The organism is Endozoicomonas sp. G2_2, from assembly GCF_017744135.1.
Taxonomy (GTDB): domain Bacteria; phylum Pseudomonadota; class Gammaproteobacteria; order Nevskiales; family Salinisphaeraceae; genus Salinisphaera.
This window is the reverse complement of sequence record NZ_JAGHQU010000006.1, coordinates 60,031-76,299: the sequence shown is the minus strand read 5'-3', so window position 1 is coordinate 76,299 and position 16,269 is coordinate 60,031. Positions and strand designations below refer to the sequence as shown.

General features: G+C 65.4%; 15 protein-coding genes. 11 read left to right on the top strand and 4 right to left on the bottom strand.

Going from position 1 to position 16,269, the window contains the following annotated elements; translation table 11 throughout:
• Nucleotides 1-4 precede the first annotated feature (4 nt).
• From J7355_RS08815 to J7355_RS08795, 5 genes are all read left to right on the top strand, one after another.
• Nucleotides 5-847, top strand: a complete 843-nt coding sequence (locus J7355_RS08815; protein WP_209061790.1) for a ScpA family protein — start codon at nucleotides 5-7, stop codon at nucleotides 845-847.
• A 13-nt stretch (nucleotides 848-860) separates the two neighbouring features.
• The gene (gene scpB / locus J7355_RS08810; protein ID WP_348523016.1) at nucleotides 861-1,670 is read left to right on the top strand and encodes an SMC-Scp complex subunit ScpB; all 810 of its coding nucleotides are present in this window, start codon (nucleotides 861-863) and stop codon (nucleotides 1,668-1,670) included.
• Nucleotides 1,671-2,071: 401 nt separating this feature from the next.
• Entirely contained in the window at nucleotides 2,072-2,848 is a 777-nt protein-coding gene (locus J7355_RS08805) for a ferredoxin--NADP reductase (RefSeq protein ID WP_209061788.1), read from the top strand.
• 47 nt (nucleotides 2,849-2,895) lie between these two features.
• Nucleotides 2,896-3,639: a 23S rRNA pseudouridine(2605) synthase RluB gene (rluB, locus tag J7355_RS08800; RefSeq protein WP_209061786.1), complete on the top strand. Its 744-nt coding sequence runs from the start codon at nucleotides 2,896-2,898 to the stop codon at nucleotides 3,637-3,639.
• Nucleotides 3,640-4,329, top strand: coding sequence for a hypothetical protein (locus J7355_RS08795; protein ID WP_209061784.1), 690 nt, complete (start codon nucleotides 3,640-3,642; stop codon nucleotides 4,327-4,329). It begins immediately after the preceding gene.
• 5 nt (nucleotides 4,330-4,334) lie between these two features.
• Here J7355_RS08795 and J7355_RS08790 read toward each other — a convergent pair whose 3' ends face one another.
• From J7355_RS08790 to J7355_RS08775, 4 genes are read right to left on the bottom strand one after another with little or no spacing between them, the layout of a single operon-like run.
• A complete protein-coding gene (locus J7355_RS08790) occupies nucleotides 4,335-5,087 on the bottom strand; it encodes an SDR family NAD(P)-dependent oxidoreductase (protein WP_209061782.1) in 753 nt (250 codons plus the stop codon).
• Nucleotides 5,084-5,791, bottom strand: coding sequence for an HAD-IA family hydrolase (locus tag J7355_RS08785; protein ID WP_209061780.1), 708 nt, complete (start codon nucleotides 5,789-5,791; stop codon nucleotides 5,084-5,086). The genes J7355_RS08790 and J7355_RS08785 overlap by 4 nt, the downstream gene beginning before the upstream one ends.
• Nucleotides 5,788-6,498 carry a bifunctional 2-polyprenyl-6-hydroxyphenol methylase/3-demethylubiquinol 3-O-methyltransferase UbiG gene (gene ubiG / locus J7355_RS08780; RefSeq protein ID WP_209061778.1) on the bottom strand — a complete coding sequence of 237 codons (711 nt, stop codon included), beginning with the start codon at nucleotides 6,496-6,498 and terminating at the stop codon, nucleotides 5,788-5,790. The genes J7355_RS08785 and ubiG overlap by 4 nt, the downstream gene beginning before the upstream one ends.
• Nucleotides 6,495-7,832 (bottom strand): TRZ/ATZ family hydrolase, encoded by a 1,338-nt coding sequence (locus J7355_RS08775; RefSeq protein WP_209061776.1) that lies wholly within the window; start codon nucleotides 7,830-7,832, stop codon nucleotides 6,495-6,497. The genes ubiG and J7355_RS08775 overlap by 4 nt, the downstream gene beginning before the upstream one ends.
• A 228-nt stretch (nucleotides 7,833-8,060) precedes the next feature.
• On the opposite strand from J7355_RS08775, the gene gyrA reads away from it, so the two are divergent.
• Genes gyrA through J7355_RS18040 form a run of 6 tightly spaced genes read left to right on the top strand, consistent with a single transcriptional unit; the run spans nucleotide 8,061 to nucleotide 16,269 of the window.
• Complete coding sequence (gene gyrA / locus J7355_RS08770; protein WP_209061774.1) at nucleotides 8,061-10,721, top strand: DNA gyrase subunit A; 2,661 nt, start codon at nucleotides 8,061-8,063, stop codon at nucleotides 10,719-10,721.
• Nucleotides 10,722-10,763: 42 nt separating this feature from the next.
• Nucleotides 10,764-11,846 carry a 3-phosphoserine/phosphohydroxythreonine transaminase gene (gene serC, locus J7355_RS08765; RefSeq protein WP_209061772.1) on the top strand — a complete coding sequence of 361 codons (1,083 nt, stop codon included), beginning with the start codon at nucleotides 10,764-10,766 and terminating at the stop codon, nucleotides 11,844-11,846.
• Between the two features lie 54 nt (nucleotides 11,847-11,900).
• Nucleotides 11,901-13,094, top strand: coding sequence for a 3-phosphoglycerate dehydrogenase family protein (locus J7355_RS08760; RefSeq protein ID WP_209061769.1), 1,194 nt, complete (start codon nucleotides 11,901-11,903; stop codon nucleotides 13,092-13,094).
• Nucleotides 13,095-13,103: 9 nt separating this feature from the next.
• Nucleotides 13,104-14,210: a prephenate dehydratase gene (pheA, locus tag J7355_RS08755; RefSeq protein WP_209061767.1), complete on the top strand. Its 1,107-nt coding sequence runs from the start codon at nucleotides 13,104-13,106 to the stop codon at nucleotides 14,208-14,210.
• Nucleotides 14,211-14,245: 35 nt separating this feature from the next.
• Nucleotides 14,246-15,382, top strand: coding sequence for a histidinol-phosphate transaminase (gene hisC, locus J7355_RS08750; protein WP_209061764.1), 1,137 nt, complete (start codon nucleotides 14,246-14,248; stop codon nucleotides 15,380-15,382).
• Nucleotides 15,379-16,269: a prephenate dehydrogenase/arogenate dehydrogenase family protein gene (locus J7355_RS18040; protein WP_348523015.1), complete on the top strand. Its 891-nt coding sequence runs from the start codon at nucleotides 15,379-15,381 to the stop codon at nucleotides 16,267-16,269. The genes hisC and J7355_RS18040 overlap by 4 nt, the downstream gene beginning before the upstream one ends.

The window sequence follows — 16,269 nt, the reverse complement described above, 5'->3', positions numbered from 1 at the left end:
GCGGATGAGCTCGACCGAGCCCGAGCAGGCCACACAGCCGCCCGGGATGCCGGCACTGGCGGCGATCCGGGTCGCCGGCGAACCGGTCGATGCGCTGCCCGAGGATCTGTATATCCCGCCGGATGCGCTGCGGGTGTTTCTCGAGACCTTCGAGGGGCCGCTGGACCTGCTGCTGTATCTGATCCGCAAGCAGAATCTCGACATCCTCGATATTCCCGTGCACACCATCGCGCACCAGTACATGACCTATATCGAGGTCATGCAGGAGATGGCGATCGAACTCGCCGGTGAATACCTGCTCATGGCCGCGATGCTGGCCGAGATCAAGTCGCGCATGCTGTTGCCCAAGCCGACCGAGGAAGAAGAGGAGGGCGATGACCCGCGGGCCGAACTCGTGCGCCGGCTGCAGGAATACGAGCAGTTCAAGGAGGCCGCGGAGCGGCTCGAGGAGACACCGCGAGTCGGCCGCGACATCACGCCCGTCCAGCACGGCCCCGAGCGCCTCGAGATCGAGCGCCCCGAGCCGGACACCGACCTGCGGGTGCTGCTGCATGCGCTGCACGATGTATTGACTCGCGCCGAGCTGTTCACCGAGCACCGTATCGAGCGCGAACCGTTGTCGGTACGCGAACATATGAGCCGGATTCTCGAGCGGCTGGGCAGCGGCGCGCCCTGTGCGTTCGTCACCCTGGTCGACACGAGCGAAGGGCGCCTCGGCGTGGTGGTCTCCTTTCTCGCCATTCTGGAGCTGGCGCGCGAGGCCCTGATCGCGATCGAACAGAGCGCGCCGTACGCCCCGGTCGCGTTACGCCTCGCCGGTCCGGCCCCGGAATCCGCCTACGAATGATGAGAGGGCGCCCGTGAATACGAACGAACCCCGATCGGACGCGAGTGCAGCGGCGACCGACAACGCCTCCGGGCACGAGCCGGTGGTGTCCGAAGTGGTGCTGCGCTGTATCGAGGCGCTGCTCATGGCCAGCGATGGACCGCTGTCGGTGGATCAGATCGTGCGACTGCTGGAAACCACGCACGCGGTCGAGCGTGCGGATGTGCGGGTCGCGCTGGCGGCACTGGCGGAGAACTACGCGGCCAACGCGGTGAACGTGGTCGAAGTGGCCGGCGGTTGGCGCTTTCAGGTCGGCGCCGACTATGCCGGGCTTGTGTCCCGCCTGTGGGAAGAACGCCCGCCCAAGCTCTCGCGCGCCATGCTCGAGACCCTGGCGCTGATCTGCTACCGCCAGCCGATCGCGCGTTCGGATATCGAAGCGGTGCGCGGCGTGTCGGTGTCGTCGAACATCGTCAAGACGCTGCAGGAGTTCGACTGGATCAAGGTGGTCGGTTATCGCGACATGCCGGGCCGGCCGGCACTGTTCGGCACCACGACCAAGTTTCTCGACGACTTCGGCGTGAAGCGGTTGTCCGATCTGCCGAGTCTGCCGGAAATCAAGGACCTCGATGCGCTCGACGCGGCGATCGCTCGGCTGCAGGGCGACAGCCCAAGCAGTGAGACGGGCGAGATTGGCGAGACGGGCGAGAGCGGCGCTGAAGACGAGCCCGAGACAGACGAGGCCGGTGATCCGTCAGGTGAATCCGCGTCGCCCGGCGACGAACCGTCCGATACGGATAACACCGGGCCGAATCGTCCGCCGTCGTCGGATTCGGTCCATTAGGGCCTGTTGCCGTTTCGTGCGAGTCCGCGCCAAGGGCTGTTTTGCGGCAAGACAAGGCGTAGCACGCGCCGCGCAGTCATTCTGCGCAAGCGTGCTAGAACGCTGGATTGCCGCAAAACAGCCCTTGTCCCGAAGGGTTGGGCCGCAAATGGCGCTCTGCGGCGTTGCGAGCCTTGATCGTGGCACGCCACGACCGGCGACTCGCGCCTTGCAGAACACGATTTGCGGTCTCCAACGCGGCGCTCGCATGAAACGGCAACAGGCCCTAGTCGGGCGCCGCGCCCCGCCGCGGGGTTGGATTCGTTGCCATCGGTACCCATGTTGATGCCATCAGCAGGTGTAACGAGACGCCTGCGTGCCCGACGGGCGCGCGGTAGCCGTCTGTAATTCACGGGAGCCTCATGGCCGCATTGAACTCCGAGCGCGTGCTCAGCGTTCGCCACTGGAACGATTCGCTGTTCAGTTTCACGACCACGCGTGATCGCGCACTTCGCTTCGAGAACGGGCAGTTCGTGATGATCGGGCTTGCCCAGGAACGCAAACCGCTGCTGCGTGCCTACAGCATCGTCTCGGCCAATTACGAGGAGCATCTCGAGTTCTTCAGCATCAAGGTGCCGGACGGGCCGCTCACCTCCCAGCTTCAGCATCTCGAGGCGGGTGACGAAGTCCTGGTCAGCCGCAAGCCGACCGGTACGTTATTGATCTCCGACCTGCATCCGGGCCGCAATCTGTATCTGTTGTCGACCGGCACCGGTCTGGCGCCGTTTCTCTCGATCGTGCGCGACCCGGAAACCTACGAACGCTTCGAGCGCGTGATCGTGATGCACGGCGTGCGCTATATCGACGATCTCGCCTACCACGAACTGCTTTCGCAGACGTTGCCCAACGACGAGCTGCTGGGCGAGATGATAAGCCGCCAGATGCATTACTACCCCGTGGTCAGCCGCGAACCGTACGAGAACAGCGGTCGTGTGACCACGCTGCTCGACGAGGGGCGGGTGACCGAGGATCTCGGCCTGGAACCGCTCGATCCGAAGCACGATCGTGCGATGATCTGCGGCAGCCCGGCCATGCTGGAGGATTCCGCGGCGCTGCTCGACGCGCGTGGCTTCGAGATCTCGCCGCATATCGGCGCGCCGGGCGATTACGTCATCGAACGCGCTTTCGTCTCCAAGTAACCGGAACGCCACCAACCCACGCTCGCCCAGCAGCCGCCAGGACCCCCATGACCGAACGTCTCCAGAAACTGCTCGCGCGCGCCGGCTATGGCTCGCGCCGCCAGATCGAGCAGGTGATCGAGGCCGGCCGTATCCGTGTGAACAACCAGGTCGCGACGCTCGGCGACAAGGCCGGCCCGCGCGACGAGATCCGCATGGATGGCAAACGCCTCAATCTCGAGGAACGGCTGCAGGTACGCTGTCGCGTGCTGGCCTACAAGAAGCATGTCGACCAGGTGGTCACCCGCAAGGACCCGGAGGGCCGGCCCACCATCTTCAAGAGTCTGCCGAAGATGAAGGCGGGACGCTGGCTGGCGATCGGGCGGCTCGACGTGAACACCTCCGGGCTGCTGCTGGTCACCACCGATGGCGAACTCAAGCGGCGGCTCGAACATCCCAGCTACGAGATCATGCGCAGCTATGCGGTGCGCGTGCGCGGCGAAGTGGACGACGCCATGATCGAACGGCTGCTCGAAGGCGTAGAGCTCGACGACGGTGTCGCGCGTTTCGAGTCCATTCGCGTGGGCGAGGAGAACAACCGCGCGAACCGCTGGTTCGAGGTCACCGTGCGCCAAGGCCGAAACCGGGTCGTTCGTCGCCTCTGGGACTCCCAGGGCGTGACCGTATCGCGGCTCATGCGTACCGGCTTCGGTAACGTCGCGCTACCCAGTGGCGTCAAGGCCGGCGGCTGGCGCGAGCTGGACCGCAAGGAGGTGCGCGCGCTCGCCTCGCTGGTCGATCTGCAGCGCTAGGTGGATGTCGCGGGCCCCAGCGCGGCCGGGCTTCGGAGGTTCTACGACGGGCTGTTCCAGGCCTACGGGCCGCAGCGCTGGTGGCCGACCCAGGACGTCGACAACCCTCGGTTCGAGATTCTCATCGGCGCCGTGCTCACCCAGCACACGGCCTGGACGAACGTCGAGATCGCGATCGCACAGCTGCGCGATGCCGGCCCGCTGACGGCGGAGTCCCTGCTCGCCCATGCCGACCTGCCAGCACTGATCCGGCGCGCCGGGCCGCACAATGTTAAGGCGAAACGCCTGCGCGCGCTTTGCGAGTGGTTCGTGGCGCGTGGCGGCTTCGAAGCGCTCGCACGCATGGATACGCCAGCGCTGCGCGGCGAACTGCTGGCGCTACACGGCATCGGCCACGAAACCGCGGACGTGATTTTGCTCTATGCCTTTGGCCGACCGTCGTTCGTGGCCGACGCCTACGCGTTTCGCATCATGGAGCGCTACGGCTGGTCGGCCGGGGCGCGTAACTACGAGCGTTTGCGCAAGCGCGTCGAAGCCGCCGGCCCTGTCGACGATGCGCCGTTCTACGACGAACTGCATGCGCTGATCGTGACCCACGCCAAACAGCGCTGTCACAAGAGCCGGCCGGATTGCCGCGCCTGCGCGTTACAGGCGCGCTGTGCGCAGCGCGGGGTGAACGCGGTGCGCTGAAAACGCTAGGCCGCGGTGCTGGTGCCGTCCACGCCGAAAATGCGTCCCGTGGTGCCGCGCGATGCGCCGGAAAGCAGCTTCACGTAATGGGCGCCGAGCTCATCCACGGGCCGGGCCGCCGGGTCGTCTGCCGGAAATGCCGCGGAACGCAGGCCCGTGTCGCGCGGGCCGGGGTCGATGGCGTTGAAGCGCAGGCGCGGATTCTGCTCGTGCTCGACCGCGAACAGGCGCACGAGAGCGGCAAGCCCGGCCTTGCTCACGCCGTAGGCGCCCCAGAACGCCTTGGGCTGGGCGGCGGCCTGGTCGACGGTGAAGACCACCGATGCATCCTCGGCCGCCTGCAGCAGCGGCAGGCAGACCTGGGTCAGCGCGAAGGCCGCGGTGAGGTTGATGTGCATGATCCGTTGCCAGCCGTCGATGGCGTGCGTCGCCAGCGGCATGAGCCCGTCGAAGCGCGCGGCGAGATGGACCACGCCATGCAGGCCGCCGCAGTCGGCGGCGATGCCGTCGACCAGACGCTGGTAGTCGTCTTCGCCGGCCTTGGTCACGTCGAGCGGGAACAGTGCGGGCTCCGGGCTGCCGTCGGCCACGATCGCATCGAAAACCGGCGTGAGCGTGCGCTCGCGCCGGCCGATCAGCACGCATTCAGCGCCGGCCGCGGCGATCGCACGGGCGACCGAGGCGCCGATGCCGCCCCCGGCGCCGGTTATCAGGATCACGCGATCGGCGAGCGGGCGGGAGGAATCGGAGTCGGTCATTGCGGTGCGGTCTTTGCGGTCGAAAAACGGATCTGTTTCAGGCGCTCGATGGCGGGCAGCAGATCGGCCACGGTATCGACGACGACATCGGCGTTCCAGCCGTGGATGTCGTCGCCCGGCGGGATATAGCCGTAGGCCACGCCGATCGTGGCCATGCCGGCAGCGCGCCCTGCCGCCACGTCGCGATCCGAGTCGCCGACGTAGATGCAGCGCGCGGGATCGACGCCGATCCGCTCGCAGGCGAGATACATCGGCGCCGGGTCGGGTTTGGCCACGCCCGCGCTGTCGCCGCCGATCACGCAGGCCGGCGCCGGATCGAAAGCCATGTGGGTCATCAGGGGCAGGGCGAGCGCTTCCATCTTGTTGGTGATCACGCCCCAGGCGCAGCCGGCCTCGGTGAGTTCGCGCACCAGCTCGCGCATGCCGTCGTATGCGCGCGTGTCGCGGGTCATGCGGCCACGATAGGTTTCGATGAAGGCGTCGTAGGCGGTGCTGTAATCGTCGTCTTCCGGGCGCAGGTCGAGGCCCTTGCCGAGCATGCCGCGGCCGCCGAACGAGCATAGCGGCGCCAGTTCGGCCAGCGGCATCGGCTCGAGGCCGCGTTCGCGGCGCATGTCGTTGATCGCGCCGGCCAGATCGGGCGCGGTATCGAGCAGGGTGCCGTCGAGATCGAACAGCACCGCCTGGTAGGGCGCGACACTCATGTGCGCTGCCTCACGGGGCGCTTGGCGTGCAGAAAGTAGTTCACGTCCGGGCGTTTTTCGAGCGCCGCGCGACGCGTGAGCGGGTTGTAGCGCATGCCTGCGATTTCGTTGACTTCGAGCCCGGCGTGGCGGCACCAGGTGCCCAGCTCGGATGGCCGAATGAGCTTGGCGTATTCATGCGTGCCGCGCGGCAAAAGCCCCAGCACGTACTCGGCGCCGCCGATCGCCAAAAGCCAGGATTTCGGGCTGCGGTTGATGGTCGAGAAGAACAGATCGCCACCGGGTGCCGCGAGCATGGCGCAGTCGTCGACCACATAGGCCGGCGTGTCGACATGCTCGAGCATTTCGTAGCAGACAACGATATCGAAGGCGCCGGCCATTTCGCGCGCCAGATCGCGGCTCGACACGCAGCGATAGTCGATCGCCAGATCGCTTTCCGCCGCATGGGCGCTGGCCGCCTCGATCAACTCGGGCGACAGGTCCAGGCCGGTCACCTGCGCGCCGCGCCGCGCCAGCGCTTCCGAGAGGATGCCAGCGCCGCAGCCGACGTCGAGCACACGCTTGCCAGCCAGCGGCGCGCGCCGGTCGATGAACTCCGTACGCAGTGGGTTGATGTCGTGCAGCGGGCGCATCTCGCCCGACGTGTCCCACCAGCGTTCGGCGAGACGGCCGAACTTGGCCAGTTCGGCGTTCTGATCGCTTGTCATTGGCTGTCCTCGTTCTTGTCCTGTGCCGCCAGTTTCTGCTGCCAGCCGGCAGCACGTTCGCGCAGGTCCGCTTCGTCGAGCGTGGTCAGGCGACGATCGGCGAGCAGCCGCTGGCCGGCGACCCAGGTATCGGTGACCTGTTCGCGCGACGCGTTGTAGACCACGGCGGCAACCGGGTCGAACGTCGGCCGCGTTTCGATCGCGTCGAGGTCGATGGCGCAAAGGTCGGCGGCCTTGCCGGGCGTGATCGAACCGGTGTGATCGGCGATGCCCAGTGCTTCGGCGCCGTTAAGCGTGGCCATGCGCAGCACGGTATCGGCGCTGACCGCGGCGGCGTCGTCTGCGGCAATCTTGCCGATGAAGGCGGCGGTACGCATCTCGCCGATCATGTCGAGATCGTTGTTGGAGGCCGCGCCGTCGGTACCCAGCGCCACGTTTATACCGGCATCGATGAGCTTCTGTACCGGGCACAGGCCGCTCGCGAGCTTGAGGTTGGATTCGGGCGAATGCAGTACGTGCACGCCGTGGGTCGCGCAGGTGGCGATCTCGTCGTCGGTGAGCTGGGTCATGTGCACGGCGAGGAAATTGGGCGTGAGCAGGCCCATGTCCTTGAGTCGCGCGAGCGGCCGCTTGCCGGTCTTCTGCTGCGCGTCGTTCACCTCGAACGCGGTCTCGTGAACGTGCATGTGCACGCGCAGATCCATTTCGTCGGCGTAGGTGCGAATCTTTTCCAGCGGCTCGTCCGACACGGTGTAGGGCGCATGCGGCGCGAACACGGTGGAGATGCGTTCATGGCCGCGCCAGGCGTCGCGCAGGGCCAGGCCCTTTTCCAGATACTCGTCGGCGTTGGCGGCCCAGACGGTGGGGAAGTCGATCACGATCATACCCACGGTCGCGCGCATGCCGACGGCCTCGACGCGTTCGGCGACCACGTCGGGGAAGAAGTACATGTCGTTGAAGCAGGTAGTGCCACAACGCAGCATTTCGGCCATGGCGAGATCGGTGCCGTCGGCCACGAACTCGGGCGACATGAACTCGCCCTCGATCGGCCAGATGTGCTCGGTGAGCCACGGCATGAGCGGCATGTCGTTGGCGATGCCGCGCATGAGGTTCATCGCGGCATGGGTGTGGGTGTTGATCAGCCCCGGCAGCAGAGCGTGGCTGTCCAGCTCGATGACCTCGTCGGCCTCGAACATGGCGCGCGCCTCGGCGCAGGGCAGCACGGCCTCGATCGTGCCGTGATGAACGGCCACGGCGTGGTTCTCGAGCACCCGTGCGGGGCCGTCGACCGGCACCACCCAACGGGCGTGAATCAGCGTATCGATCTTGCGCATGGGGATCGTTTCGAAGGGTTGGAAGCCGGGGAGCGCGAACGCCCGCCACTCTAGCGCAATCAAGCGTTTTTGGCACACGCCGCTGTGCTAACATGACCGGCTTTACGCGACGGCGCTGAACTGCGTTGGACGGGCTTGTGAACAGGCCTGAAAACACGCTGACCGCCAGCCCGTGGATACGCGAAGACCGTGGCCTGCGCGTGCAGGCCGCTCTACCAGAACAAGTCTATGGCCGACGTCGCAAAAGAGATTCTTTCGATCAACCTCGAAGACGAGATGCGCCAGTCGTATCTCGACTACGCCATGAGCGTGATCGTCGGGCGTGCGTTGCCCGATGTGCGCGACGGGTTGAAGCCGGTGCACCGGCGTGTGCTCTACGCCATGCGCGAGCTGGGCAACGACTGGAACAAGTCGTACAAGAAGTCCGCCCGCGTGGTCGGCGACGTGATCGGTAAGTACCACCCGCACGGCGATAGCGCGGTCTACGACACCATCGTGCGGATGGCGCAGGACTTTTCCATGCGCTATGTGCTGGTCGACGGCCAGGGCAACTTCGGCTCCGTGGACGGCGACGCGCCAGCGGCCATGCGCTACACCGAAGTGCGCATGGCGCGCCTGGCGCACGAGATTCTGGCCGATATCGAAAAGGATACGGTCGATTTCATCCCGAACTACGACGAGTCCGAATCGGAGCCGGCGGTATTGCCGACCCGGTTGCCGAACCTGCTCGTCAACGGCGGTACCGGTATTGCGGTCGGCATGGCCACGAACATCCCGCCGCACAACCTCGTCGAGGTGGTGAACGCCGTGCTGGCGGTGATGGACGACCCGCAGATCAGCATCGCGGGCCTGATGGAACACATGCCGGGCCCGGATTTCCCGACCGCCGGCATGATCAACGGCGCCGACGGCATCCGCGAGGCCTATGAGACCGGCCGCGGGCGGATCTACATGCGCGCCCGGGCGCACTTTGAAGAAGTGGACGAGCGCGGCAAGCAGGCGATCGTGGTCACCGAGCTGCCGTACCAGGTCAACAAGGCGCGGCTGCTGGAAAAGATCGCCGAGCTGGTCAAGGAAAAGCGCGTCGAAGGCATCACCGAACTGCGCGACGAGTCCGACAAGGACGGCATGCGCATGGTCGTCGAGCTGCGGCGCGGCGAAACACCCGAGGTCGTGCTCAACAACCTGTATCGGCATTCGCAGATGCAGACTGTGTTCGGCATCAACATGGTCGCCCTCGACGACGGCCAGCCGCGCACGCTCAATCTCAAGCAGATGCTCGAGGCGTTCATCCGCCACCGGCGAGAGGTCGTCACCCGGCGCACCCAGTACGAGCTGGCCAAGGCGCGCGCCCGGGCCCATGTGCTGGAAGGCCTGACCATCGCGCTGGCGAACATCGACGAGGTGATCGCGCTGATCAAGGCCTCCAGCGGCCCGGCCGAGGCGCGCGAGGCACTGATCAATCGCGAATGGCCGCCGGGGCAGGTCGTGGACATGCTCGAGCGCGCGGGCGCGGAATCCTCGCGCCCGGCAGATCTGTCCAAGGCCTATGGTCTGCAGGACAACGGCCAAGGCCAGAGCAAGTACCGGCTGACCGAGACGCAGGCACAGGCGATTCTCGATCTGCGCCTGCATCGTCTGACGGGGCTCGAGCAGAGCAAGATCATCGAAGAGTTCGAGCAGCTGCTCGACAAGATCGCCGACTATATCGAGATCCTGTCCAATATGGACCGGCTGTTCGAGGTGATCCGCGAAGAGCTGGAAGCGATCCGTCGCGACTACGGCGACGAGCGCAAGACCGAGATCCTCGGCAATCATCTGGATCTGACCACGGCGGACCTGATCTCGCCGGAAGACGTGGTGGTCACGCTCACCCACGAAGGCTATGTGAAGTCCCAGCCGCTGGATGCCTATCGTGCCCAGCGTCGCGGTGGGCGCGGCAAGTCGGCCACGGCAACCAAGGATGCCGACTTCATCGACAAGCTGTGGGTGACGCACACGCACGACACGCTGTTGTGCTTCTCCTCGGCCGGCAAGGCGTACTGGCTCAAGGTCTATGAACTGCCCAGTGCTGGTCGCGGCGCGCGCGGCAAGCCGATCGTCAACCTGCTGCCGCTGGAAAACGACGAGCGCATCTCGCAGGTGTTGCCGATCAAGGATTTCAACACCAACGAAAACGTGTTCTTCGCGACCCGCAACGGCACGGTGAAGAAGACCGCGCTGGAGCAGTTCTCGCGGCCGCGTTCCAACGGCATTATCGCCATCGATCTGCGCGAAGACGATGCGCTGGTCGGTGTCGATCGCACGTCGGGTCAGGATCAGGTGATGCTGTTTTCCTCGGGCGGCAAGGTGATTCGTTTCGCCGAGGCCGACGTGCGTGAAATGGGGCGCAACGCGGCCGGCGTTCGCGGCATTCGCCTGCCCGACGACGAAGCCGATGCGGCCGTGATCGGGCTGATCGTGATCCGCGATGGCGAGATCCTCACGGTCACCGCCCAGGGTTATGGCAAGCGCACGCCGGTCGAGGACTATCCGCTGCGTGGCCGCGGCGGTCAGGGTGTGCTTGCGCTCAAGCAGTCCGACAAGACCGGTGCGGTGGTGGGCGCCACCCAGGTGCTCGAAGACGACGAAATCATGCTGATATCCAATATGGGTACGCTGATTCGCACCGCGGTTGCCGAGATTTCGGTGCTCGGGCGCAACACCCAGGGCGTGCGTATCATCCGCGTCGCCGACGACCAGCATCTGGTTGGCGTTGATCGAATCGTCACGGAAGACGACGAGGATGAAAACGGCGACGCCGATGGCGCGGCGGTCGATGACGACCTGCCCGACGCACCGGCCGCCGACGACGACAACGATTCGGATTCGGACGACGCCGCGGATTAGACGCCGCGCGCGCTGTCGATTTTAAAACGGGAGACTTGTTCTATGGCACGCGTCTACAATTTCAGTGCAGGTCCGGCCACGCTGCCGGTCGAAGTGCTCGAAAAGGCCCAGGCCGATCTGCTCGACTGGCAGGGCAGCGGGATGTCCGTGATGGAAATGAGCCATCGCGGCGATGCCTTTGTCTCCATTGCGGAGAAGGCCACCCAGGACCTGCGCAAGCTGCTGAACGTGCCGGACAACTACAGCGTGCTGTTCCTGCAGGGCGGCGCCGCGGGCCAGTTCGCCGGCGTGCCGATGAACCTGTTCGGCGACAGTGACAAGGCCGATTACGTCGTGACCGGCAACTGGGGCAAGAAGGCGGTCAAGGAAGCCAAGAAGTACGGCGATATCGCGGTCGCCGCCTCCAGCGAAGAAGGCGGGTTTACCGAGATTCCGGGACGTGATGGCTGGCAGCTGCGCGACGACGCGGCCTATGTCCACTACACCCCGAACGAGACCATTCAGGGCGTCGAATTTCCGGATGTGCCGGAGGTCGGCGACGTGCCGCTGGTGGCCGACTGGTCGTCGGCGTTTCTGTCCAAGCCGATCGACGTCTCCAAATACGGCGTGATCTATGCCGGCGCGCAGAAGAACGCCGGCCCGGCCGGCGTGACCGTGGTCATCGTGCGCAACGACCTCATGGGCAGTGCGATCAAGTCCACGCCCATGGTGCTCGACTACCAGCAGCAGGCCGATGCCGATTCCATGCTCAACACGCCGCCGTGCTTTGCCTGGTACATGGCCGGCCTAACCTTCGAGTGGATTCTCGCCAACGGCGGCCTCGAGGGCATGGCCGAGCGCAACAAGCGCAAGGCCGACAAGCTCTACGGCTTCATCGACAGCTCGGATTTCTATCGCAACCCGGTTGCGCCCGAGGCGCGCTCGCGCATGAACGTGCCGTTCCTGCTTGCCGACGACGATCTGAACAAGGCGTTTCTGGCCCAAGCCGAAGGGGCCGGTCTGTCGACGCTCAAGGGTCACCGGTCGGTCGGCGGCATGCGTGCGTCGATCTACAACGCCATGCCCGAAGCGGGCGTCGACGCGCTGATCGATTTCATGCGCGGCTTCGAAAAGGACAACGGCTGACACGCGAACCGTCGCCGCTCGCCGTCAACGATTTTCGTGGATCAAAGGATAGTCATGACCTTCAAGGTACAAACGCTCAACAGCATTTCGGCCAAGGGCCTCGACCGCCTGCCTCGCGATCTCTATGAGATCGCTTCCGAACTGTCCACGCCGGACGCGATCATTCTGCGTTCGCACAACATGCACGACATGGACATTCCGGATTCCGTGCGCGCCATCGGCCGTGCCGGCGCAGGCGTGAACAATATTCCAGTGGCCGACATGAGCAAGCGTGGCGTGCCGGTGTTCAACGCTCCCGGCGCCAACGCCAACGCGGTGAAGGAGCTGGTCCTGGCCGGGCTGCTGCTGTCCTCGCGCAACCTCATGAGCGCCTGGCGCTATGTGGAGGATCTCACCTCCACGGGCGACGACCTCAAGAAGGAGGTCGAAGCCGGCAAGAAGCGTTTCAAGGGCGTCGAACTGCCGGGCCGCACGCTCGGCGTCGCCGGCCTGGGCGCAATCGGCGTGAACGTGGCCAATGCCGCCCAGGGCCTGGGCATGAGCGTCCAGGGCTTCGATCCCGGCATCACGGTGAACAACGCCTGGCGCCTCAACGCCGGCGTGTCCGAAGCGCTGTCGATCGACGAGTTGCTGTCGCGCTCGGACTTCGTGTCCCTGCATGTGCCGCTGGTGGAGGATACGCGCGGGCTTATCGATGCCCAGCGCATCAAGCTGATGCGCAAGGGCGCTGTGCTGCTCAACTTCTCGCGTGCCGAAATCGTCGACGAGGACGCGGTGCTCGGCGCGCTGGAGTCCGGCAAGATCAACTACTATGTCTGCGATTTTCCGTCCGAAAAGCTGCGTGGCCACGAGCGCGTGATCACGCTGCCGCATCTGGGTGCGTCCACCGACGAGGCCGAGGACAACAGTGCGGTCATGATCGCCGAGCAGCTGCGTGACTATTTGGAAGTCGGCAACATCCGCAATTCGGTGAACTTCCCGGAAGCGATCATGCCGCCGACCGCCAATGCCCATCGCATTGCGGTCGTGAACAACAACGTGCCAAACATGGTCGGGCAGATCTCGTCGACGCTCGCGCGGCATGGCCACAACATCGCCGATCTGCTCAACAAGTCGAAGGGCGAAGTGGCGTACACGCTGGTCGATGTTGACGCCGAGGTGGCCGACGAGGCGCTCGAGGAACTGCGCGGTATCGAAGGCGTGCTGTGCGTACGCTATCTCGGCGCGGTAGGCAGCGACGCGGCCTAGCGCGCGGCCATGAGCGACAAGTCCGACGATCAGGCACTGGCCGAGGCGCGCCAGCGTATCGATACACTGGATCAGCAGATCCAGTCTCTTATCGCTGAGCGCGCCGGTGTCGCGCTCGATGTCGCGCAGATCAAGCAGGCCCAGCAGCGAACCGATTTCTATCGGCCCGAGCGCGAGGCCGATGTGCTGCGCCGCGTTGCCGAACGCAACGAAGGCCCGCTCGACAACGCCACCATCACGCGTTTGATGCGCGAGGTGATGTCGGCGTGTCTGGCATTGGAATCGCCGCTCAGAGTCGCCTATCTCGGGCCGGAAGGCACATACACCCAGGCCGCGGTCTACAAGCATTTCGGCCACTCGGTGCGGGCCTTGCCGTTGCCCGCGATCGACGAGATCTTTCGCGAAGTCGAGGCCGGCAACGCCGATTTCGGCGTGGTGCCGGTCGAGAACTCGACGGAAGGGGTGGTCAGCCACACGCTGGATCAGCTGGTCGGCAGTTCGCTGGCCATCTGCGGCGAGGTGGCGCTGGCGGTGCATCATCACCTGCTCTCGCGCGAGAGCGATCTCGGGTCGGTCAAGCGGGTGGTTGCCCATGCGCAGTCGCTCGCCCAGTGTCGCAAGTGGCTGGATCGCCAGCTGCCCGGCGTGGTTCGCGAAGCGGTGTCCAGCAATGGCGAGGCCGCGCGTCGCGTTGCTGCCGAAAGCCAGGCGGCTGCGATCGCGGGTCGTGCCGCCTCCGAGTTCTACGAGCTGCCCATGCTGGCCTCGAACATCGAGGACGAGCCGAACAACACCACACGGTTTCTCGTGCTCGGCAATCAGCGCGTGCCGGCGACCGGTAACGACATGACGTCGATTCTGGTGGCGATCCGCAATCAGCCGGGCATGCTGCATCGGCTGCTCACCCCCGGGGCAGAGGCCGGCGTCGATCTCACGCGGATCGAATCGCGCCCGTCACGTCGCCAGGCCTGGGACTACAATTTCTTCATCGATCTGGAAGGCCATATCGAGGAAGCGCGTGTGCGCCAGGTGCTGGACGCGATCGAGTCGCAGGCGGCCATGCTGAAGGTTCTGGGTTCCTATCCGCGCGCGATCGGCCCCGATTCGAATTCATAAGTCACGTTCAAATCTGTTCGGAACGTATTGAAATCATGAGTATTACGATCTCGGAGCAGGCGCATGCCGGTATTCATGGCCTGCACACTTACGTGCCGGGCAAGCCGATCGAGGACCTCAAGCGCGAGCTGGGCCTGAGCTCGATCGTGAAGCTCGCCTCGAACGAGAACCCATTCGGCACGGCACCGGCCGTGAAGCGCGCGCTGGCCGCGTTCACCCGCGATGGTGCGGGCGATTTGCACCGTTATCCCGACGGCAACGGCTTCGCGCTCAAGCAGAAGCTGGCAGTGCGCCACGATATCGAGATGTCACGCATTACGCTGGGCAACGGCTCCAACGATGTGCTTGAACTCACGGCGCGCGTATTTCTCGGGCCGGGCAAGAACGCCGTTTTCTCGCAGTATGCCTTCGCGGTCTATCCCATCGTCGCGCGCGCGGTGAACGCCGAGACGCGGGTCGTGCCGGCGCTCGGCGCCGAGGCCGACATGCCCTACGGGCACGATCTCGACGGGTTCCTCGACCATATCGACGACAACACCGGCGTGGTGTTCATTGCCAGCCCGAACAACCCGACCGGGACCTGGCTGGCGCCGGACGCGATCGAATCGTTCATGGATGCGGTCCCGAAAGGCGTCGTGGTCGTGCTGGACGAGGCCTATCTCGAATATCAGGCAGACAGCGAGCGGCCGAACAGTCGCGCATGGCTGGAACGGTATCCGAATCTGATTGTTACGCGCACTTTCTCGAAGATTTATGGGATGGCCGGCCTGCGTGTGGGCTATGCCCTGTCGTCGGCGGAAGTGGCCGACCTCATCAACCGGGTGCGTCAGCCGTTCAACGTCAACATGGTGGCCATGCACTGCGCCGAAGCGGCGCTGGCAGACGACGATTTCGTCGTCTACAGCACCGAAACGAACGCGGTACAGCGGGCCTCGCTCGCCCAGGAACTCGAAGCCCGCGGGCTGTCCTGTCTACCGTCGCAGGCGAACTTCATCACGTTCGACTGCGGCCGCGAATCCACCCCGCTGTTCGATGCCATGCTGCGCGAGGGCGTGATCGTGCGTCCGCTGGCCAGTTACGACATGCCTGAGCATCTGCGTGTAACGGTCGGAAGCGAGACGGAAAATCAGACATTTCTCTCCGCGCTCGACACGGTTCTTGCCGCGCAATGAGCGCTGTCGACACGGCGCTGAATAACGAACGGATCTGTGTCGTCGGCCTCGGGCTGATCGGCGGGTCGATCGCGCGCGGTCTGCGTGCAGCCGGCTATCGCGGCGGGATCAGCGCGGGCGTGGCCGATCGCGCGGAAGCGGATCGGGCACGGGCGCTCGGACTCGCCGATCGGGCAGAGACGAACCTGACGCGGGCGGTCGACGGCGCCACGCTGGTCGTGCTCGCGGTGCCGATCGGCGCCATGCCCGGCGTGTTTGCCGATATTGTCGACGGGCTGGCGCCGGACGCGGTGGTCACGGACACCGGCAGCACCAAGCTGAGCGTGATTGCGGACGCGCGTGCCGGGCTGGGGTCGGCGATCGGGCGCTTCGTGCCGGGTCATCCCATCGCGGGCACGGAACGCAGCGGGCTCGACGCGGGTTTTGCCACGCTGTTCGAGCAGCGGCGCGTCATTCTCACGCCGACGCCGGAAACAGACCGCGATGCGCTGTCCCGCGTGGAGGCGCTCTGGTCAGCGCTTGGCGCGCGTGTCAGCGAGATGGACGCGGCCCATCACGACGAAGTACTGGCCGCGACCAGCCATCTGCCGCACGTGCTCGCGTTCACGCTCGTCGATACGTTGGCGCGCATGGCGGAACGCACCGAAATCTTCGAATACGCGGCGGGCGGGTTTGCCGATTTCACCCGCATCGCGTCCAGCAACCCTGACCTCTGGGGCGATATCGTGACCGCCAACCACGACGCCATTCTGCCGGTGCTCGACCGCTATATCGGCGATCTCGAAGCAGTGCGTACGGCGATCGCGGCCGGTGATCGCGCCACGCTGGCGACGACGTTTGGTCGAGCCAAGACCGCGCGCGACGGCTTTGCTGCGGGGCGTGGCTGA